The sequence below is a fragment of the Roseovarius atlanticus genome (assembly GCF_019802205.1).
Classification (GTDB): Bacteria; Pseudomonadota; Alphaproteobacteria; order Rhodobacterales; family Rhodobacteraceae; genus Roseovarius; species Roseovarius atlanticus_A.
This window is the reverse complement of record NZ_JAHVHQ010000002.1, coordinates 491,324-507,435: the sequence shown is the minus strand read 5'-3', so window position 1 is coordinate 507,435 and position 16,112 is coordinate 491,324. Positions and strand designations below refer to the sequence as shown.

Sequence of the window (16,112 nt, the reverse complement as noted above, 5' to 3'; positions counted from 1 at the left end):
CGGTTTATTTGCCCCAACTGACATCGCCGAGGAAGATGTAGCCGGCGCCGTAGATCGTCTTGATCAGGCGGGGGTTCTTGGGGTCCTCGCGCAGCTTGGTGCGCAGGCGCGAGATGCGGACGTCCATGGCGCGGTCGAAGCTTTCGCCCGCCGCGCCGCCCAGGGCCTCCTGCATGGCCTGGCGCGAGATCAGGCGCTTGGGGCGGTCGAGGAAGAGGCGCAGCACCTCGCCTTCGGCATGGGAAAAGGGGGTTTCCTGCCCGGTGTCGTCTTCCAGCACGTAGCGGTCGAACCGCGCTGTCCAGGGGCCGAAGCGGGCGGTGTCGCCGGTCTGCGAGGCGGGCACGTCGCGGCGCAGGCGGGCGCGGATGCGGGCCACGACCTCGGCCGGATCGAAGGGCTTGATGATGTAGTCGTCGGCGCCCAGTTCCAGCCCGGTGACGCGGTCCTGCACCTCGGCCCGGCCGGAGATAATGATGACCCGCGCGCCCTGTTCAAGCGCCAGGCGATGCACCAGCGTCAGCCCGTCGCGGTCGGGCAGCGACAGGTCGACGAGGCAGATATCGGGCGAGGTGGTACGCAGCGCGGCCTCGAACTCGGTCGCGCGGGCGAAGGTGAGGGTGCGGAAGCCGGCCTCTTCCAGGGTCTGGGCCAGCATGGTGCGGATGGCGGGTTCGTCATCGAGGATGGTGACGAGGGGGCACGTGTCGGTCATGGCGTGGTCCCGCCTGCGAGCGCGGCGCGCAAGGCGCCGGGTTGGAACGGTTTGCGCAGCACCGGCGCGCGTTCAAGGGCCGCGGCGTGCAGCGGATCGGTGGGCGGCAGCGAGGTCATGAGCACCGCGGGCGGGTGCCGCGCCGGCAGGGCGTCGATCAGGTCGAGGCCGGTCGCCTCGCCTTCGAGGGTGATATCGCTGAGGATGGCGGTGATCTCTGGCAGGCCGTGCAGAAGCGCCTGCGCTTCGGTGGCGCTGGTGGCCTCGATCACCTGGTGGCCATCGGCGCGCAGCATGGCGCGGATGCTTTCGCGCAGGTCGGCGCTGTCCTCGACCAGAAGGACAAAGCCGGGGGTTTCGTCGGCGCTGGCCTCGCGCAGGGGCAGGCGCAGGGTGACCTGGCCGCCCGCGTCGGTGTTGTCGATCATGACGCGGCCCCCGGCGAGCTTGGTCATGTTGTAGACCATGGTGAGGCCCAGCCCCGAGCCCTCGCCGCCCTTGGTGGTGAAGAACGGGTCGAACGCGTGGCTGCGGACGTGATCGGAAAAGCCGGGGCCGGTGTCGGAGACCGTCACGTCGAGCCAGGTGTTCTGCACGGTGGTGACCTGAAGCTTGATGCGGCCCGGCCCCGCGATGGCGTCGCGGGCGTTGAGCAGGAGATTGATCAGCGAGTCCTGCAACATGCCGGGATCAAGCAGGCAGGTCCGGGGCGCGTCGGGGGGGCGGATATCGAGGGTGATCGCGTCGGGCAGGACGGAGCGGGCGAGCGGTTCGAGATCGTTCAGGAAAGCGGGCAGGTCGGTGGGCACGGGCGTATGTTCGCGCGGGCCGGTCATGTCGGCGATGCGGTCGAGCAGGGTGCCGCCGCGCCGCGCCGCGCCGAGGGTGGCGGCGATGAGGTCGGCGGCCTCTTCGGGCAGGGACATGGATTGCAGGCGGGACTGCATCCCGAGGATGATGGTCAGCAGGTTCGAGAAATCATGCGCCAGCCCCGACGTCAGCTGGGCGGCCATTTCGCGGCGTCGGTGCTGGCCGAGCGCGGCGCGGGTCTGGGCCTCTTCGGTGATGTCCATGGACAGGATGTAGACCCCGCCGGTGGCCGGATCGGGGGTGAGCGCGACCCGGATGCGCCGGGAACTGGCGGCGTGGGTGAACTCGAACACCGACGGCTCGCCGGCATAGGCGCGGTCGAGATGCGGGGCGATGATGGCGTTGGTCTCGTCCCCCAGCGCGTCGGCGGGGTGAAGGCCGACCGGGTCGGCGGTGCTGCCCGGCATGACGAGCGACAGGCGGCGGTTGGAATAGGTGTAGCGCCGGTCGGGGCCGACATGGGCGATATGGGCGGGCACCATCTCGGTCGTCAGGCGCATGCGGGCCTCGGCCTCGGACGCCTGGCGCTTGGCCTCTTCCAGCGCGATGATGGTGGATTCCAGTTGCCGGTTGGCCGCCGCGAGGTCGTCGGAATAGGTGACCAGCCGGTCGGACAGTTCCTCGGACCGGGCGGCGAGCAGCGCCTCCTGCTGCTTGGCGCGGGAGATGTCGGTGTAGACGGTGACCCAGCCGCCCTGGGGCAGGGGCGAGCCTTCGACGCTGATGGTGCGGCCGTTGGCGCGGGTGCGTTCCATGTAATGCGGCTCGAACGCGCGGGCGGTCTCGACCCGGTCGGCGACGAAACGGTCGAGGTCGGTCACCTCGCCATAGTCGCCGCGCTCGGCCAGAAAGCGGATGGTGTCTTCGAAATGGGCGCCGGGGGTGACCAGCCGGTCGGGCAGGTCGAACATCTCCTGGAAGCGGCGGTTGCAGACGGCGAGATCGAGATTGGCGTCGTAGATCGTCAGGGCCTGCTGGATGAGGTTGAGACCCGCCGTCGTCATCTGCGTGGTGTCGGGTCGGGTCATGCGGCGTGCCCCGATGCCCAGGCGAGGGCGGTGTCGAGCTGGTCGTCGCCCCAGAAGAGCTCTTCGCCCACGGTGAAGCTGGGCGCGCCGAAAATGCCGCGGCGCATGGCCTCTTCGGTGGTGTCGCGCAGGCGGTGCTTGTTGGCGTGCTCTTGCGCCTTTGCGATCAGGTCGGCCGGAAGGTTGGCCGCCGAAAGGCAGGCGGCGATGACGTCCGTATCGGCGATGTTCAGGCCTTCGGCGAACTGCATGAGATAGACGTTCTGGCAAAAGGCGATGCCCTGGGGGTGTTCGAGCGCCAGCTGCGCGGTGCGGGCGGCCAGCACGCTGTGCTGGGGCATGGTGTCGGAGCGTTTGAACGCCAGGCCGCGCGCGGCGCAGCGGCGCTCCATGTCGCGCCACATGTAATTGCCCTTGGCGGCGTAGATTTTGAACGGCGAGGTGTCCCAGCCCTGCGCGGCGAAGATCGGGCCGAGCAGGAAGGGGCGCCAGCGGACGGCCACGCCGGCCTGCATCGCGCGGGCGGGCAGGCGCATGACGCTGAGATAGGAGTAGGTCGAGGCGAATTCGAACCAGAAATCCATCCGTGGTGTCGTCATGGTGGCGATCCTCTTGCGAGAGGGGCAATCGACGGGGAAATGGCGGGTATGTCAAGGGTGGGGCTGCGTCGGGGCAGGAGATCCCGGATCGGGTCCGGGATGACGTGGGGCGGTGTGGCGCGCGGAATCAAGGGCCTGAAGGCCCGCCGCGCGATCGCCAGACCGCCCGGACGGGCTGGCGATTGGGGACGTTGGCGCTTCGAATTGAGGTAATTCGGATTTGGCATGGATAAAGTGCTGCGAATCACCGTCAGGTCGCCAGCCCGCGGTCTGGCGATCGCGCGGCTGACGTGGCGCCTGTTACAATTCGTAAGGATTGGGAAAAGATCAGGAAAAAGTTGACCGTCAGCGTCGGCTGCGCACTCTATGGTGGATCGAGACTCGCCGCCAGGGGAGTGGTCTGTTCGCGGGAGAGAGCGGACAAAGGGAGGACAAGACTTGGCACAGTCGTCGAGAGGCGCGGATGGGCTTGCGTCCATTCCGGCGCTTTTGCAGCGCAACGCCGCGCAGTTCAGCAACCGCCCCGCCTATCGGGAGAAGGAATACGGGATCTGGCAAAGCTGGACCTGGGCCGAGGCGGAGCAGGAGATCGAGGCGCTGGCCCTGGGGCTGTTGAAGCTTGGCGTCGACAAGGGCGATTTCATTGCCATCATCGGGCGCAACCGGCCCTATTTCTACTGGTCGATGGTCGCGGCGCAATCGGTGGGGGCGATCCCGGTGCCGGTCTACCAGGACAGTGCCAGCGACGAGATGGCCTATGTGCTGGACCATTGCGGCGCGCGGTTCGCCGTGGTCGAGGACCAGGAACAGGTCGACAAGATCATCGACATCCAGGACGACCTGCACCAGTTCGAGCACATGATATACGTGGATCCGCGCGGCCTGCGGAAATACGATCATGGCAAGCTGCACCAGTTCAGCGATGTGCAGGCGCAGGGGCGTGCGGCGAAGGACACGCTGATGTCCGAGCTCAAGGCGCGGCGGGAGGCCCTGGATTACGACAGCACCTGCGTGATGCTCTATACCTCGGGCACGACGGGCAAGCCGAAGGGCGTGGTGCTGTCGAACCGCAACATCATCGAGGCGTCGAAATCGTCGTCGGAATTCGATCACCTGACGCGGAACGAGGAAGTGCTGGCTTATCTGCCGATGGCATGGGTGGGGGATTTCATCTTTTCCATCGGGCAGGCCTATTGGTGCGGGTTCTGCGTGAACTGCCCCGAGAGCCCGGACACGATGCAGGTGAACCTGCGCGAGATCGGGCCGACTTATTACTTTGCCCCGCCGCGCGTGTTCGAGGGGCAGCTGACCAACGTGATGATCCGGATGGAGGATGCCAGCCGGATGAAGCAATGGCTGTTCCATACCTTCATGGCGCATGCGCGGAAGGTGGGACCGGCGATTTTGGACGGCAAGAGCGTCAGTGGCTGGGACCGGCTGAAATACAAGCTTGGCGGGCTGCTGGTGTACGGCCCGTTGAAGGACACGCTGGGGTTCGGGCGCGTGCGCGTGGGCTATACCGCCGGGGAGGCGATCGGGCCGGAGATTTTTGATTTCTATCGTAGCCTGGGGATCAACCTGAAGCAGCTTTACGGGCAGACCGAGGCGTCGGTGTTCATCACGCTGCAACCCGATGGCGAGGTTTACAGCGATACGGTGGGCGTGGCAGCACCCGGCGTGGAGTTGCGCATCGCCGAGAGCGGCGAGGTCTACTATCGCGGCGATGGCGTGTTCGAGGAATACTACAAGAACGCCGAGAGCACGGCGAGCACCAAGGATGCCGAGGGCTGGGTCGCGACGGGCGATGCCGGGTTCATCGACGAGGCGACCGGACATCTGAAGATCATCGACCGGGCCAAGGATGTGGGCAAGATGGCCGATGGCAGCCTGTTCGCGCCGAAATACGTGGAAAACAAGCTGAAATTCTATCCCAACATCCTGGAGGCCGTGGTGTTCGGCAACGGGCGGGAGGAGTGCACGGCCTTTATCAACATCGACCTGAATGCCGTGGGCAACTGGGCCGAGCGGAACAATATCGGCTATGCCTCCTACCAGGAGCTTGCCGGGCATCCGCGCGTGCTGGAGACGGTGAAAGAGCACGTGGAGGAGGTGAACCGGAGCCTGGCCGACGACCCGATGCTGGCGCATTGCCAGGTGCACCGCTTCCTGGTGCTGCACAAGGAGCTGGATGCGGATGACGGCGAGATGACCCGGACGCGGAAGGTGCGGCGGGGGGTGATCTCGGAGAAGTTCGAGGAGTTGCTGGGGGCGCTTTACGACGGCTCAGAGGAGAAGTTCACCACGACGGAAGTCACCTATGAGGATGGGCGCAAGGGCAGCATCTCGGCCACGCTGAAGATCGTGGAGGCCGAGGTGGTGCGGGTGGCGCAGGAGAAGGTGGCGGCGGAATGACGGGACGACGCTCAGCTGCGCTTTCGCCCCGCCCGCCATCCCGTTTCGCGTTGGGAGAGTTTTGATGTTGGATCAAACCGAAGGATTCACCACCGAGGATGGCCGCAAGATCGGCGGCGTGGTGATGGAGATGAAGAACATCACGCTGCGCTTTGGCGGGGTGGTGGCGATCCAGGATATCTCTTTCGACGTGCGCGAGGGCGAGATCCGGGCGATCATCGGGCCGAACGGGGCGGGCAAGTCCTCGATGCTGAATGTGATTTCCGGCTTCTACAATCCGCAGGAGGGCGAGGTCTGGTACAAGGGCGAAAAGCGCCCGCAGATGAAGCCCTATCAGGTGGCGCAGCAGGGGATCGCGCGGACGTTCCAGAACATCGCCCTGTTCGAGGGGATGAGCGTGCTGGACAACGTGATGACGGGGCGCATCCGGCAGATGACATCGGGGATGTTCGCGCAGTCGCTCTGGAAGGGCAAGGCCGAGCGCGAGGAGGTCGAGAACCGGGCCTTCGTGGAGCGGATCATCGACTTTCTGGAAATCCAGCACATCCGCAAGACGCCGGTGGGGCGGCTGCCTTATGGCCTGAAGAAACGCGTGGAGCTGGCGCGGGCGCTGGCGGCGGAGCCGTCGATCCTGCTGCTCGACGAGCCGATGGCGGGGATGAATGTCGAGGAGAAGGAGGACATGAGCCGCTTTGTCCTCGACGTGAATGACGAGTTTGGGACCACGATTGTTCTGATCGAGCATGACATGGGGGTGGTGATGGACCTCAGCGACCGTGTCGTGGTGATGGATTACGGCAAGAAGATCGGGGATGGCACGCCGGACGAGGTGCGCAGCAACCAGGCGGTGATCGATGCTTACCTGGGGGTGGCGCATGATTGAGGCGGATCGGTCTGCGTGGGGGTGCACCCACCAAAGATGGGTTTTCACCCATCCTACGGGGCGCATGGTCGATGTCCGGCGGTCCGCCGTCCCGGCCTTGAGCCGGGACCTCGGTGGCCGGGAGGCCCCGGATCAGGTCCGGGGCGGGAATGCGAAGGAGGTTCGTGATGCCTGATCAGCTGATTTTCGGGATGGAAGTGTTCCTGAACGGCCTGATGGCCGGGGTGCTTTATGCGCTGGTCGCGCTGGGCTTCGTGCTGATCTACAAGGCCAGCGGCATCTTCAACTATGCGCAAGGGGTCATGGCGCTCTTCGCGGCGCTGACGCTGGTGGGGATCATGGAAGGGCAGGTGCCATTCAGCCACCTGATCAACGCTATCTTCGGCACGGAAATCCACCATTTCGGCTGGCACGTGCCGGCGCTGGCGGCGATCCTGCTGACGATGGTGGTGATGGTGGCGCTGGCCTGGGTGGTGAATGTGCTGATCTTCAAGCACCTGGTGAACCAGGAGCCGATCATCTTGTTCATGGCGACCATCGGGCTTGCCTATTTCCTCGAAGGGTTCGGGGACATGATGTGGGGGTCGGACATCAAGACGATGGATGTGGGCCTGCCGCAGGGGATCAACGAGGTGATCGACACGACCACGGCGGGGTGGTTCGGATACGGTTTTTTCATCGACAACCTGGATATCGTGGCGACGGTGATTGCCGCCGCGCTGGTGTTCACGCTGATCGTGTTCGCGCAATACACCAAGCAGGGGCGCGCGATGCGGGCGGTGGCGGATGACCACCAGGCGGCGCTGTCGGTGGGCATTTCGCTGAACTTCATCTGGGTGATGGTGTGGTCGCTGGCGGGTTTCGTCGCACTTGTGGCGGGGATCATGTGGGGCACGAAATCGGGCGTGCAGTTCTCGCTGAGCCTGATCGCATTGAAGGCGCTGCCGGTGCTGATGCTGGGCGGCTTCACCTCGATCCCCGGGGCCATCGTGGGCGGGCTGGTGATCGGGGTGGGCGAGAAGCTCTTCGAGTTCGCCATCGGCGCGCCCTACCTCGGCGGGGCGACGGAGATCTGGTTTGCCTATGTGCTGGCGCTGATCTTCCTGGTGTTCCGGCCGCAGGGCCTGTTCGGCGAGAAGATCATCGAGAGGGTATGAGCGGTGCGCCTTGAGCAGAGCATAGACTGCCCGGATTGCGGCACGCCCATCGCGATAGAGACGCGGGCGCTGATGGAGGGGGCGGCCTTTGCCTGCGGCAGTTGCGGCGCGGAAATCTCGATGGCCCGGCGGGCCGGGGAAAGCTGGGGCGCGGCGCAGGCGAAGTTCGCGGCGCTGAAGGCGAATATGCTGAAGGACGGGGAGGGCGGGGCATGACCCACAAGGCGCGTATCAGCGTGGTCTGCATTGATTGCCAGACCGACGACCTGTCGGAGGCCACGGCGTTCTGGTCGGCGGCGCTGGGCAAGGACGCAAAGATCGACGAGCGCGGGAAATACACCGAGTTCGACGGGCATCGCGGGCACCCGAAGGTGCTGTTGCAGGCGGTGGATCACGCGCCGCGCGTGCATCTGGATATCGAGACCGACGACCAGGAAGCGGAGTGCGCGCGACTGACGGCGCTGGGCGCGCGGGAGGTCGACCGGCTGCGCGGCTGGATCGTGATGGAGGCGCCGACCGGGCACAGGTTCTGCTTGGTGGGGCCGCAGGGCGACGACTGGCCCGGCGACGCGGCCACGTTCGAGGGAGAGACCGGGACATGAGACAGATGATCGCGATTCTGAACGTTGTCGCGTGGTCGGGGTTCTGGGCCTTCGGGTACCTGGCGCTGACCTCGGGCGTGGGGTCGGCCGGGCAGATGGTGGTGGCGGCGGTCCTGGCGGCGCTGGGCGGCGGCGCGGGGATGCTGGCCTGGCTCTGGCTGGTGCGGCACGCGGAGGAGACGGGCTATGCCCGGCCCGCGAACCGGGTGATGACGCGGGAGGATGACGATGCGGAACCTGTTTGAGAGGCCCCGCGCGGGCGACCGCGTGTCCCTGCGGGCCACGGCACCCGCCCGCCCGGGACCTTCGATGGGCGCATGTGACTCTGGTGGAGGAGAGATCTGATGTTTTATCGTGAGGCGGGCGATTTCAAGACGTCCTACGTGGCGGACAGCCAGACCTTTCCGATCAAGTTCGACAGGTATCGCTATTACGCGGTGTTGCTTGTGGCGTTTGCCGTCGTGCCCTTCGTGATCAACGATTACTGGGTCAACGCGGTCTTCCTGCCGTTCCTGATCTATTCGATTGCGGCGATCGGGCTGAACATCCTGGTGGGCTATTGCGGGCAGGTGAGCCTGGGCACCGGGGGGTTCATGGCCGTGGGGGCCTATGCCTGTTACAAGCTGATGACCGGGTTTCCCGAGGTGAGCATATTTATCCACGTGATCCTCTCGGGCGGGATCACGGCGGGGGTCTGCGTGCTCTTCGGGCTGCCGAGCTTGCGGATCAAGGGGTTCTACCTGGCGGTGGCGACGCTGGCGGCGCAGTTTTTCCTCGTGTGGCTCTTCAACCGGGTGGGGTGGTTCTACAACTACTCGGCCTCGGGGCAGATCAATGCGCCGGAGCGCACGGTTCTGGGCGTGCCGATCACCGGGGCCGAGACCGCGCCCTGGGCCGCGTATCTTTTCTGCCTGGTGTTCACAGTGGTTTGCGCGCTGGTGGCGCGGAACCTGACGCGGGGGATGCAGGGGCGGCAGTGGATGGCGATCCGCGACATGGACATCGCGGCCGAGATCATAGGGGTCAATCCGCTGAAGGCCAAGCTGAGCGCCTTTGCCGTGTCGGGCTTTTTCGTGGGTATTGCCGGCGCGCTGTTCTTTGCCGTCTACCTGGGCGCCGTGGAAGTGGGCGAGGTTTTCGGCATCAACAAGTCGTTCCTGGTGCTGTTCATGGTGATCATCGGGGGGCTGGGGTCGATCTTCGGCAGCTTTGCCGGGGCGGCGTTTCTGGTGCTGTTGCCGGTTCTGCTGAAGAACGTGCTGGTGGGCGGTTTGGGCTGGCCCACCGACCTGGCGGCGCATTTCGAGTTCATCATCGTGGGCGGGCTGATCGTGATCTTCCTGGTGGCCGAGCCGCACGGGCTGGCGCAGCTGTGGCGGGTGGCCAAGGAGAAACTGAGACTATGGCCGTTTCCGCATTAGGGGGCGGCGTGGCGGGATGAAATCCCGCCCTACGGGTTGGGCGCTCGCGCCCATGACAAGACATCGGACATACCAAGGGAGGAACAAACCGATGAAACAAAGACTGCTGACAGCGATTGCGGCTGTGGCGATGGTGGCGAGCCCCGCGCTTGCGGAGCTGACCATTGTCGATACCAGCTATCGCACCGGGCCTTATGCGGCGAACGGCATTCCGTTCTCGGATGGCTACCAGGATTATTTCACCCTGCTGAACGAGCGTGACGGCGGCATCGGCGGCGAGAAGATCAACCTGATCGAATGCGAGACCGGGTACAACACCGAGAAGGGCGTGGAGTGCTACGAGGCCACCAAGGGCGAAGGCGCGCTGGTGTATCAGCCGCTGTCGACAGGCATCACCTATCAGCTGATCCCGAAGGCGACGGCCGATGGCATCCCGCTTCACACGATGGGCTATGGCCGCACCAGCGCCAAGGCCGGCGAGGTGTTCAAGTGGGTGTTCAACTATCCCGCCAACTACTGGGACGGCGCAAGCCTCGCGATCACGCACCTGGCGGAGCAGAACGGGGGCGACCTGAGCGGCAAGAAGGTGGCGCTGGTCTATCACAACTCGGCCTATGGCAAGGAGCCGATCCGCACGCTGGAGAAGCTGGCCGAGAAGCATGGCTACGAGCTGATGCTGCTGCCGGTGGATCACCCGGGCCAGGAGCAGAAATCGCAGTGGTTGCAGGTGCGCCAGCAGCGCCCGGATTACGTGATCATGTGGGGCTGGGGCGTGATGAACCAGGTCGCGATCCAGGAAGCCGTGAACATCCGGTTCCCGATGGAGAACTTCATCGGCATCTGGTGGTCCGGCTCGGAGAATGACGTGAAATCCGCGGGCGCCGGGGCCGACGGGTACAAGGCACTGACCTTCCACAACCTCGGCTCCGATTACCCGGTCTATGACGACATCCAGCAATATGTCGTGGATACCGGCAATGCCGCCGGTGCGGGCGACCAGATCGGCTCGGTTCTCTATAACCGGGGGATGTATGCCGCGATGCTGGCCGCCGAGGCGATCAAGACCGCGCAGGAAATGCACGGTGTGACCGCCATCGACGCGGCCCAGATGCGCGACGGGATGGAGAACCTGGAAATGACCGAAGAGAAGATGGCCGCACTTGGCCTTCCGAATTTCGGCCCCGAGTTCAAGGTGTCTTGCGAGAACCATGGCGGCAACGGCTTTGGCGCCGTGTCGCAATGGAATGCGGAGGCCGGCGCGTTCGACCTGATCACCGAGTACTACCAGTCGGACACGGAGGTCATCCAGCCGCTGGTGGAAGAGGATTCGGCGGCGTTCGCGGAAGAGAACGGGATCGAGCCGGGTTGCTGATCTGATCTTTCCCCGGCCGCTGCGCGAGGTGGCGGCCGGGGGATTTCGAGTATTTTTGACAAGAAAAAGCGCGGGTCGCATGCGGGATCCGGCGCGATGGAGACCGAAGCATGGCCGAGGCTGCTGTCCAGACCGAAGAGAACCTGCTTGAGGTGAACAATATCGAGGTGATCTACAACCACGTGATCCTCGTGCTGAAGGGCGTGAGCCTGAGCGTGCCGAAGGGCGGGATCACCGCGCTTCTGGGCGGCAACGGGGCGGGCAAGACCACCACGCTGAAGGCGGTTTCCAACCTGCTGAAATCCGAGCGGGGCGAGGTGACCAAGGGCAACATCCGGTACCGCGGCGAGCGGGTGCAGGATCTTGTGCCGTCGGAGCTGGTGAAGAAGGGCGTGATCCAGGTGATGGAGGGGCGCCATTGCTTCGAGCACCTGACGGTGGAGGAGAACCTGTTGACGGGGGCCTATACGCGCGGGTCGAGCAAGGGCGAGATCGAGAAGGATCTGGACCTTGTCTACGAGTATTTTCCGCGCCTGAAGGAGCGGCGGAAGAGCCAGGCGGGCTACACCTCGGGCGGGGAGCAGCAGATGTGCGCGATCGGGCGGGCGCTGATGTCGCGGCCCGAGACGATCCTGCTGGACGAGCCCTCGATGGGGCTGGCGCCGCAGCTGGTGGAGCAGATTTTCGGAATCGTGAAGTCGCTGAACGAGGAGGAGGGCTATACCTTCCTGCTGGCCGAGCAGAACACGAACGTGGCGCTGCGGTTCGCGCAGTACGGGTACATCCTCGAGAGTGGGCGCGTGGTGATGGACGGGCCGGCGAAGGAGTTGCGCGAGAACCCGGATGTGAAGGAATTCTACCTGGGCATGTCGGACGAGGGGCGCAAATCGTTCCGCGACGTGCGCAGCTATCGCCGCCGCAAGCGGTGGCTGAGCTGATGGACAGGGTCGCAATGGCCGATGAGGGCCGGTGGAGAGCAACGAGATGAGCCAGTTTTACGACGATCTTGAGACGCGGAGTCCCGATGCGCGGGCGGCGGCCATATCCGAAGCGCTGGGTGCGCAGATCGAACGGGCAAAGGGCTTGCCGGGATATGGCGACACGCTGCGCGGGGCCGCGCCGGGAGATATCAAGAGCGTGGCCGACCTGGCCGGTTTGCCGGTGCTGCGCAAGGCGGACCTGGGCGCGGCGCAGAAGGCCGCGCCGCCCTTTGGCGGGCTGACGGCGGCGCCGGCCTCAAGCTTTGCGCATGTGTTCCAGAGTCCCGGGCCGATCTACGAGCCGGGCGGGGCCGGGGGCGACTGGTGGCGGATGGGGCGGTTCCTGCATGCCTGCGGAGTGGGCGCGGGGGATATCGTGCAGAACTGTTTCGGCTATCACCTGACGCCGGCGGGCATGATGTTCGAGAACGGCGCGCGGGCCGTGAGGGCCACGGTGCTGCCCGCCGGGACGGGGCAGACCGAGCTGCAGGTAAGGGCCGCGCATGACACCGGGACCACGGCCTATGCCGGGACGCCGGATTACCTGAAGGTGATCCTGGACAAGGCGGACGAGATGGGGCTGCGCCTGAGCATCACCAAGGCTGCCGTGGGAGGCGGGGCGCTCTTTCCGTCGCTGCGGCAGGAATATGCGGACCGGGGGATTCAGTGCCTGCAATGCTATGCCACCGCCGATCTGGGCAACATCGCCTATGAAAGCGCGGCGCAGGAGGGGATGATCGTCGACGAGGGCGTGATCGTCGAGATCGTGACGCCCGGCACAGGTGATCCGGTAAAGCCCGGCGAGGTGGGCGAGGTGGTGGTGACCACGCTGAACCCGGATTATCCGCTGATCCGTTTCGCCACGGGCGATTTGAGCGCCGTCATGGAGGGGGAAAGCCCCTGCGGACGCACCAACATGCGGATCAAGGGCTGGATGGGGCGCGCCGACCAGACCACCAAGATCAAGGGCATGTTCGTGCGGCCCGAGCAGGTGGCCGCGCTGGTGGCCAAGCATGCCGAGATCGCGCGCGCCCGGGTGGTGGCCAGCCGCGAGGGCGAGATGGACGTGATGACCGTGCAGATCGAGGCCGAGGGCGGCGCGCCCGAGGCCTATGCGGCGACGGTTTCGGACGTGCTGAAGCTGAAGGGCCGGATCGAGGTGGTGGCCAAGGGGAGCCTGCCCAACGATGGCAAGGTGATCGAGGATTTGCGCAGCTACGAGTGAGGGGGGCGCGGAAGAGATGGAGCGCGGCGCCGATGTTGCGCGTGCGGCGAATGGTGGCGCTGCCTCCTTGCAAGACACTGGTATCGCGCACCCAGCCGGTTAACAGCCGCGCAGCGGCCCGGCCATCGTCAGCCCCTCCCTTGGGCTGGCGATTTGGCCGAGGCTGGGCACGACGATCCTTCGGAGGATGTATTCGGCAGGCATAAAGTGCTTCATAGTTGCCGTCGCATCGCCATCCCAGGGGCTGACGATGGCCTCCGTTGGGAACGGTGGCTTCGGCCGCACAACCGACCTACGAAGCTCATGTCCACTTGGCATCAGTCCATGATGAAATCCGCGCCGCCGGTCTTTACATTCTGATCAAATTCCGGGCAGTTATTCCCTATGAATGCGCATCTCAAGGGGCTGCTGCTGACCACGCTGGGCGTGTTGTTCGTGGTGCCCGACTCCCTTTTCGTGCGGCTGATCGAGGCGGAGCCGCTGGTCGTGGCCTTCTGGCGCGGGATCACCGCCGGGGTGTTCATCCTGGTGGGCGTGCTGGCCTTCATGCCGCGCGGGTCGATCCGGGCGTCGCTGAGCACGGGCTGGCCGGGGGTGATCTATATCGTGCTGATGGGCTCGACCGCGCCGGGTTTCGTGCTGGCGGTGACGCAGACCAGCGTGGCGAACGTGGTGTTCATCTTTGCCTCGATGCCGGTCTTCGCCGCCCTTTTCGGCAAGGTATTCCTGGGCGAGGGGATCAGCCGGCGCATGGTGCTGACCATGCTGGGCGTCTTTGCGGGGCTGGCGATCATCGCCTATGGCTCGGGCGAGAACGAGATCGCCAGCTGGAAGGGCGACATCTGGGCGGTGATCGTCTGCGCCTCTTACGCCGGTGCGCTGACGGCGGTGCGGCAGTTGAAGGATGTCTCGATGATCCCGGCCATCCCGGTGGCCTATATCGGGGCCGGGCTGGTGGTGCTGCCCTTCGTGTCGCCGATGGTGCCGGTGGCGGCGCAGTGGCACCTGTTCGCGCTGCACGGGGCGTTCATCGCGGTCGCCACATGCTTTCTGACGCTGGGACCGCGCTATATCAGCTCGGCGGAGGTGTCTTTGCTGATCCTGCTGGAATCGGTATTGGCGCCGCTGCTGGTCTGGGCCGTGGTGGGCGAGGACCCGGGGCGTTGGGCCATCGTCGGCGGTGCGGTGGTGATCGGGGCGCTCGTGGTGTCGAACATGGTGGCGCTCAGGCGGCGGCGATGAGCGGTGACGGTCAGCCGACGCCCGTGGCAGGGGTCGATGTGTTTCGCAAGCGCGACCGTGACCGGCTTTACGCGTTGCGGCGCGAACTGACGGTGCAGGAGCAGAGCATGCAGGCGGGCGCGGTGGCGGCCGCGCTGGACCGGGTGCTGGAGGACATGCAGGGCAGGACCGTGGCCGCGTACTGGCCGATCCGCGGTGAACTTGACCTGCGTCCGTGGCTGACCCGACTGCGCGAGGCCGGCGGCCGCCTGGCCTTGCCGGTGGTGGTGGCGAAAGGCCGGCCCCTCGTGTTTCGCGCGTGGGAGCCGGGCGCGAGGATGACGCGCGGCCTGTGGAACATCCCGGTTCCGGCAGACGCGGCGGAGGTCGTGCCCGATCTCGTCATCGCGCCGCTGCTGGGGGTCGATGACGCGTGTTACCGGCTGGGCAACGGGGGCGGCTATTACGACATGACGCTTGCGGCGCTGACGCCGCGCCCGCGCGTGATCGGCGTGGGGCATGATTTCTGCCCGGTGCAGACGATCTTTCCGCAGCCCTGGGACGTGCCGATGGATGACGTGATCCTGGGCGACGGGTCGCATGTGCGCCGCGTGGTGTGACACCTGAACGCGCCGCCCTGCTGCTTTTTCTTGCCGAAAATACTCGAAATCCGCCGCGTGCGGCCCCGTGCCGTCAGAAGTCCACCGTCACGCCCGGCAGGTGCAGGGCCTTGACGAGGTCGCGCAGTTCCTGGCGCGCGGCGACGTTGGAGATGTTGAGGCCCTTGACGCCGATATCCTTGAGGTCCAGCAGGGTGAGGCCGCGCGGAAAGAGCTCCCGGAAGATGACCCGTTCGTTGAAGCCCGGCGCGGTGCGGAAGCCGATGCGCTTGGCGAGGTTTTCCAGCGCCGCGCCCATCTTTTCCTTGTTCACCATCTGCTGTGCGCCGAGGCGGTTGCGCACCACGATCCAGTCTATCGGTTTCAGCCCGGCCTGCGCCCGCAGCTGCCGCGCGTTCCAGACCATCTCGGAATAGACGGACGGCCCCAGGATCTTGAGTCCGTCGGTGTCGACATGCGCCAGGAGGTCGAAATCGACGAAGCTGTCGTTGAGGGGCGTGACCAGCGTGTCGGCCAGCGAATGGGCCACCTGGCTGAGCCGCGTGTGCGAGCCGGGGCAGTCGATCACGATGAAGTCGCTGTCGGGTTCCAGCTCGGCCACCGCCGCAGACAGGCGGCGGTCATAGACGTTCTCGCCGGGCTTCAGCTTGTCGGGGTCGACCTCGGGCAGGTCGTGGTAGTGCGGGCCGGGCAGGTCGAGCCCTTCCTTGGCCAGGTAGGCCGTCCGGTTGTGGGCGTAGCGGCCGAATGTCTTTTGCCGCAGGTCGAGGTCGAGCGCGCTGACGTTGTGGCCCATCCGGGCGAGCGCGGTCGCGACATGCATCGAGACGGTGGATTTGCCCGCCCCGCCCTTTTCGTTTCCGACGACGATGATATGTGCCATGCCCCTTGCCCTTTTGCCCCGCTTTTGACCCGGCGAATTGCCTTGCAGGTTTGGACGCCACTTTATGGTGTATGACGGCCCGGTTGAAGCCGGTTCGACACGATCTCGTGGAAATATTGCATTT

General features: G+C 65.5%; 16 protein-coding genes. 12 read left to right on the top strand and 4 right to left on the bottom strand.

Features of this window, described 5'->3' with window-relative positions; genetic code table 11:
- Nucleotides 1-4: 4 nt before the first annotated feature.
- The 3 genes from KUV49_RS02620 to KUV49_RS02610 are packed head-to-tail and all read right to left on the bottom strand — an operon-like array spanning nt 5 to nt 3,212.
- Complete coding sequence (locus KUV49_RS02620; RefSeq protein WP_222451487.1) at nt 5-715, bottom strand: response regulator transcription factor; 711 nt, start codon at nt 713-715, stop codon at nt 5-7.
- Entirely contained in the window at nt 712-2,613 is a 1,902-nt protein-coding gene (locus tag KUV49_RS02615; RefSeq protein ID WP_261391456.1) for a PAS-domain containing protein, read from the bottom strand. The genes KUV49_RS02620 and KUV49_RS02615 overlap by 4 nt, the downstream gene beginning before the upstream one ends.
- Nucleotides 2,610-3,212, bottom strand: coding sequence for a 2-hydroxychromene-2-carboxylate isomerase (locus tag KUV49_RS02610; RefSeq protein ID WP_222451486.1), 603 nt, complete (start codon nt 3,210-3,212; stop codon nt 2,610-2,612). Before KUV49_RS02610 ends, KUV49_RS02615 begins: the two co-directional genes overlap by 4 nt.
- Nucleotides 3,213-3,650: 438 nt before the next feature.
- Here KUV49_RS02610 and KUV49_RS02605 point away from each other — a divergent pair, with 438 nt between their 5' ends.
- From KUV49_RS02605 to KUV49_RS02550, 12 genes are all read left to right on the top strand, one after another.
- Nucleotides 3,651-5,624 carry an AMP-binding protein gene (locus KUV49_RS02605; RefSeq protein WP_261391457.1) on the top strand — a complete coding sequence of 658 codons (1,974 nt, stop codon included), beginning with the start codon at nt 3,651-3,653 and terminating at the stop codon, nt 5,622-5,624.
- Between the two features lie 64 nt (nt 5,625-5,688).
- Nucleotides 5,689-6,507, top strand: a complete 819-nt coding sequence (locus KUV49_RS02600; protein WP_222451484.1) for an ABC transporter ATP-binding protein — start codon at nt 5,689-5,691, stop codon at nt 6,505-6,507.
- Nucleotides 6,508-6,674: 167 nt separating this feature from the next.
- Nucleotides 6,675-7,664 carry a branched-chain amino acid ABC transporter permease gene (locus KUV49_RS02595; protein ID WP_222451483.1) on the top strand — a complete coding sequence of 330 codons (990 nt, stop codon included), beginning with the start codon at nt 6,675-6,677 and terminating at the stop codon, nt 7,662-7,664.
- Between the two features lie 3 nt (nt 7,665-7,667).
- The gene (locus KUV49_RS02590; RefSeq protein ID WP_222451482.1) at nt 7,668-7,880 is read left to right on the top strand and encodes a hypothetical protein; all 213 of its coding nucleotides are present in this window, start codon (nt 7,668-7,670) and stop codon (nt 7,878-7,880) included.
- The gene (locus KUV49_RS02585) at nt 7,877-8,266 is read left to right on the top strand and encodes a VOC family protein (protein ID WP_222451481.1); all 390 of its coding nucleotides are present in this window, start codon (nt 7,877-7,879) and stop codon (nt 8,264-8,266) included. The genes KUV49_RS02590 and KUV49_RS02585 overlap by 4 nt, the downstream gene beginning before the upstream one ends.
- Nucleotides 8,263-8,511 (top strand): hypothetical protein, encoded by a 249-nt coding sequence (locus KUV49_RS02580; RefSeq protein ID WP_222451480.1) that lies wholly within the window; start codon nt 8,263-8,265, stop codon nt 8,509-8,511. Before KUV49_RS02585 ends, KUV49_RS02580 begins: the two co-directional genes overlap by 4 nt.
- A 99-nt stretch (nt 8,512-8,610) precedes the next feature.
- Complete coding sequence (locus KUV49_RS02575) at nt 8,611-9,687, top strand: branched-chain amino acid ABC transporter permease (RefSeq protein WP_222451479.1); 1,077 nt, start codon at nt 8,611-8,613, stop codon at nt 9,685-9,687.
- 91 nt (nt 9,688-9,778) lie between these two features.
- Nucleotides 9,779-11,059 carry an ABC transporter substrate-binding protein gene (locus KUV49_RS02570; RefSeq protein WP_222451478.1) on the top strand — a complete coding sequence of 427 codons (1,281 nt, stop codon included), beginning with the start codon at nt 9,779-9,781 and terminating at the stop codon, nt 11,057-11,059.
- Nucleotides 11,060-11,169: 110 nt separating this feature from the next.
- The gene (locus tag KUV49_RS02565) at nt 11,170-11,997 is read left to right on the top strand and encodes an ABC transporter ATP-binding protein (protein WP_222451477.1); all 828 of its coding nucleotides are present in this window, start codon (nt 11,170-11,172) and stop codon (nt 11,995-11,997) included.
- A 46-nt stretch (nt 11,998-12,043) separates the two neighbouring features.
- The gene (locus KUV49_RS02560; protein WP_222451476.1) at nt 12,044-13,264 is read left to right on the top strand and encodes a phenylacetate--CoA ligase family protein; all 1,221 of its coding nucleotides are present in this window, start codon (nt 12,044-12,046) and stop codon (nt 13,262-13,264) included.
- Nucleotides 13,265-13,648: 384 nt separating this feature from the next.
- A complete protein-coding gene (locus KUV49_RS02555; protein ID WP_222451475.1) occupies nt 13,649-14,506 on the top strand; it encodes a DMT family transporter in 858 nt (285 codons plus the stop codon).
- Nucleotides 14,503-15,105 carry a 5-formyltetrahydrofolate cyclo-ligase gene (locus KUV49_RS02550; RefSeq protein WP_222451474.1) on the top strand — a complete coding sequence of 201 codons (603 nt, stop codon included), beginning with the start codon at nt 14,503-14,505 and terminating at the stop codon, nt 15,103-15,105. The genes KUV49_RS02555 and KUV49_RS02550 overlap by 4 nt, the downstream gene beginning before the upstream one ends.
- A 73-nt stretch (nt 15,106-15,178) precedes the next feature.
- Here the strand turns inward: KUV49_RS02550 and KUV49_RS02545 are convergent, their stop codons facing one another.
- Nucleotides 15,179-15,988, bottom strand: coding sequence for a division plane positioning ATPase MipZ (locus KUV49_RS02545; protein ID WP_222451473.1), 810 nt, complete (start codon nt 15,986-15,988; stop codon nt 15,179-15,181).
- Nucleotides 15,989-16,112: the final 124 nt, after the last annotated feature.

Coding starts and splice junctions, on each gene's coding strand:
- KUV49_RS02550 (WP_222451474.1), top strand. CDS start 14,503: ATGAGCGGTGACGGTCAGCCGACGCCCGTGGCAGGGGTCGATGTGTTT.
- KUV49_RS02545 (WP_222451473.1), bottom strand. CDS start 15,988: ATGGCACATATCATCGTCGTCGGAAACGAAAAGGGCGGGGCGGGCAAA.
- KUV49_RS02600 (WP_222451484.1), top strand. CDS start 5,689: ATGTTGGATCAAACCGAAGGATTCACCACCGAGGATGGCCGCAAGATC.
- KUV49_RS02595 (WP_222451483.1), top strand. CDS start 6,675: ATGCCTGATCAGCTGATTTTCGGGATGGAAGTGTTCCTGAACGGCCTG.
- KUV49_RS02615 (WP_261391456.1), bottom strand. CDS start 2,613: ATGACCCGACCCGACACCACGCAGATGACGACGGCGGGTCTCAACCTC.
- KUV49_RS02570 (WP_222451478.1), top strand. CDS start 9,779: ATGAAACAAAGACTGCTGACAGCGATTGCGGCTGTGGCGATGGTGGCG.
- KUV49_RS02565 (WP_222451477.1), top strand. CDS start 11,170: ATGGCCGAGGCTGCTGTCCAGACCGAAGAGAACCTGCTTGAGGTGAAC.
- KUV49_RS02620 (WP_222451487.1), bottom strand. CDS start 715: ATGACCGACACGTGCCCCCTCGTCACCATCCTCGATGACGAACCCGCC.
- KUV49_RS02575 (WP_222451479.1), top strand. CDS start 8,611: ATGTTTTATCGTGAGGCGGGCGATTTCAAGACGTCCTACGTGGCGGAC.
- KUV49_RS02610 (WP_222451486.1), bottom strand. CDS start 3,212: ATGACGACACCACGGATGGATTTCTGGTTCGAATTCGCCTCGACCTAC.
- KUV49_RS02555 (WP_222451475.1), top strand. CDS start 13,649: ATGAATGCGCATCTCAAGGGGCTGCTGCTGACCACGCTGGGCGTGTTG.
- KUV49_RS02585 (WP_222451481.1), top strand. CDS start 7,877: ATGACCCACAAGGCGCGTATCAGCGTGGTCTGCATTGATTGCCAGACC.
- KUV49_RS02560 (WP_222451476.1), top strand. CDS start 12,044: ATGAGCCAGTTTTACGACGATCTTGAGACGCGGAGTCCCGATGCGCGG.
- KUV49_RS02580 (WP_222451480.1), top strand. CDS start 8,263: ATGAGACAGATGATCGCGATTCTGAACGTTGTCGCGTGGTCGGGGTTC.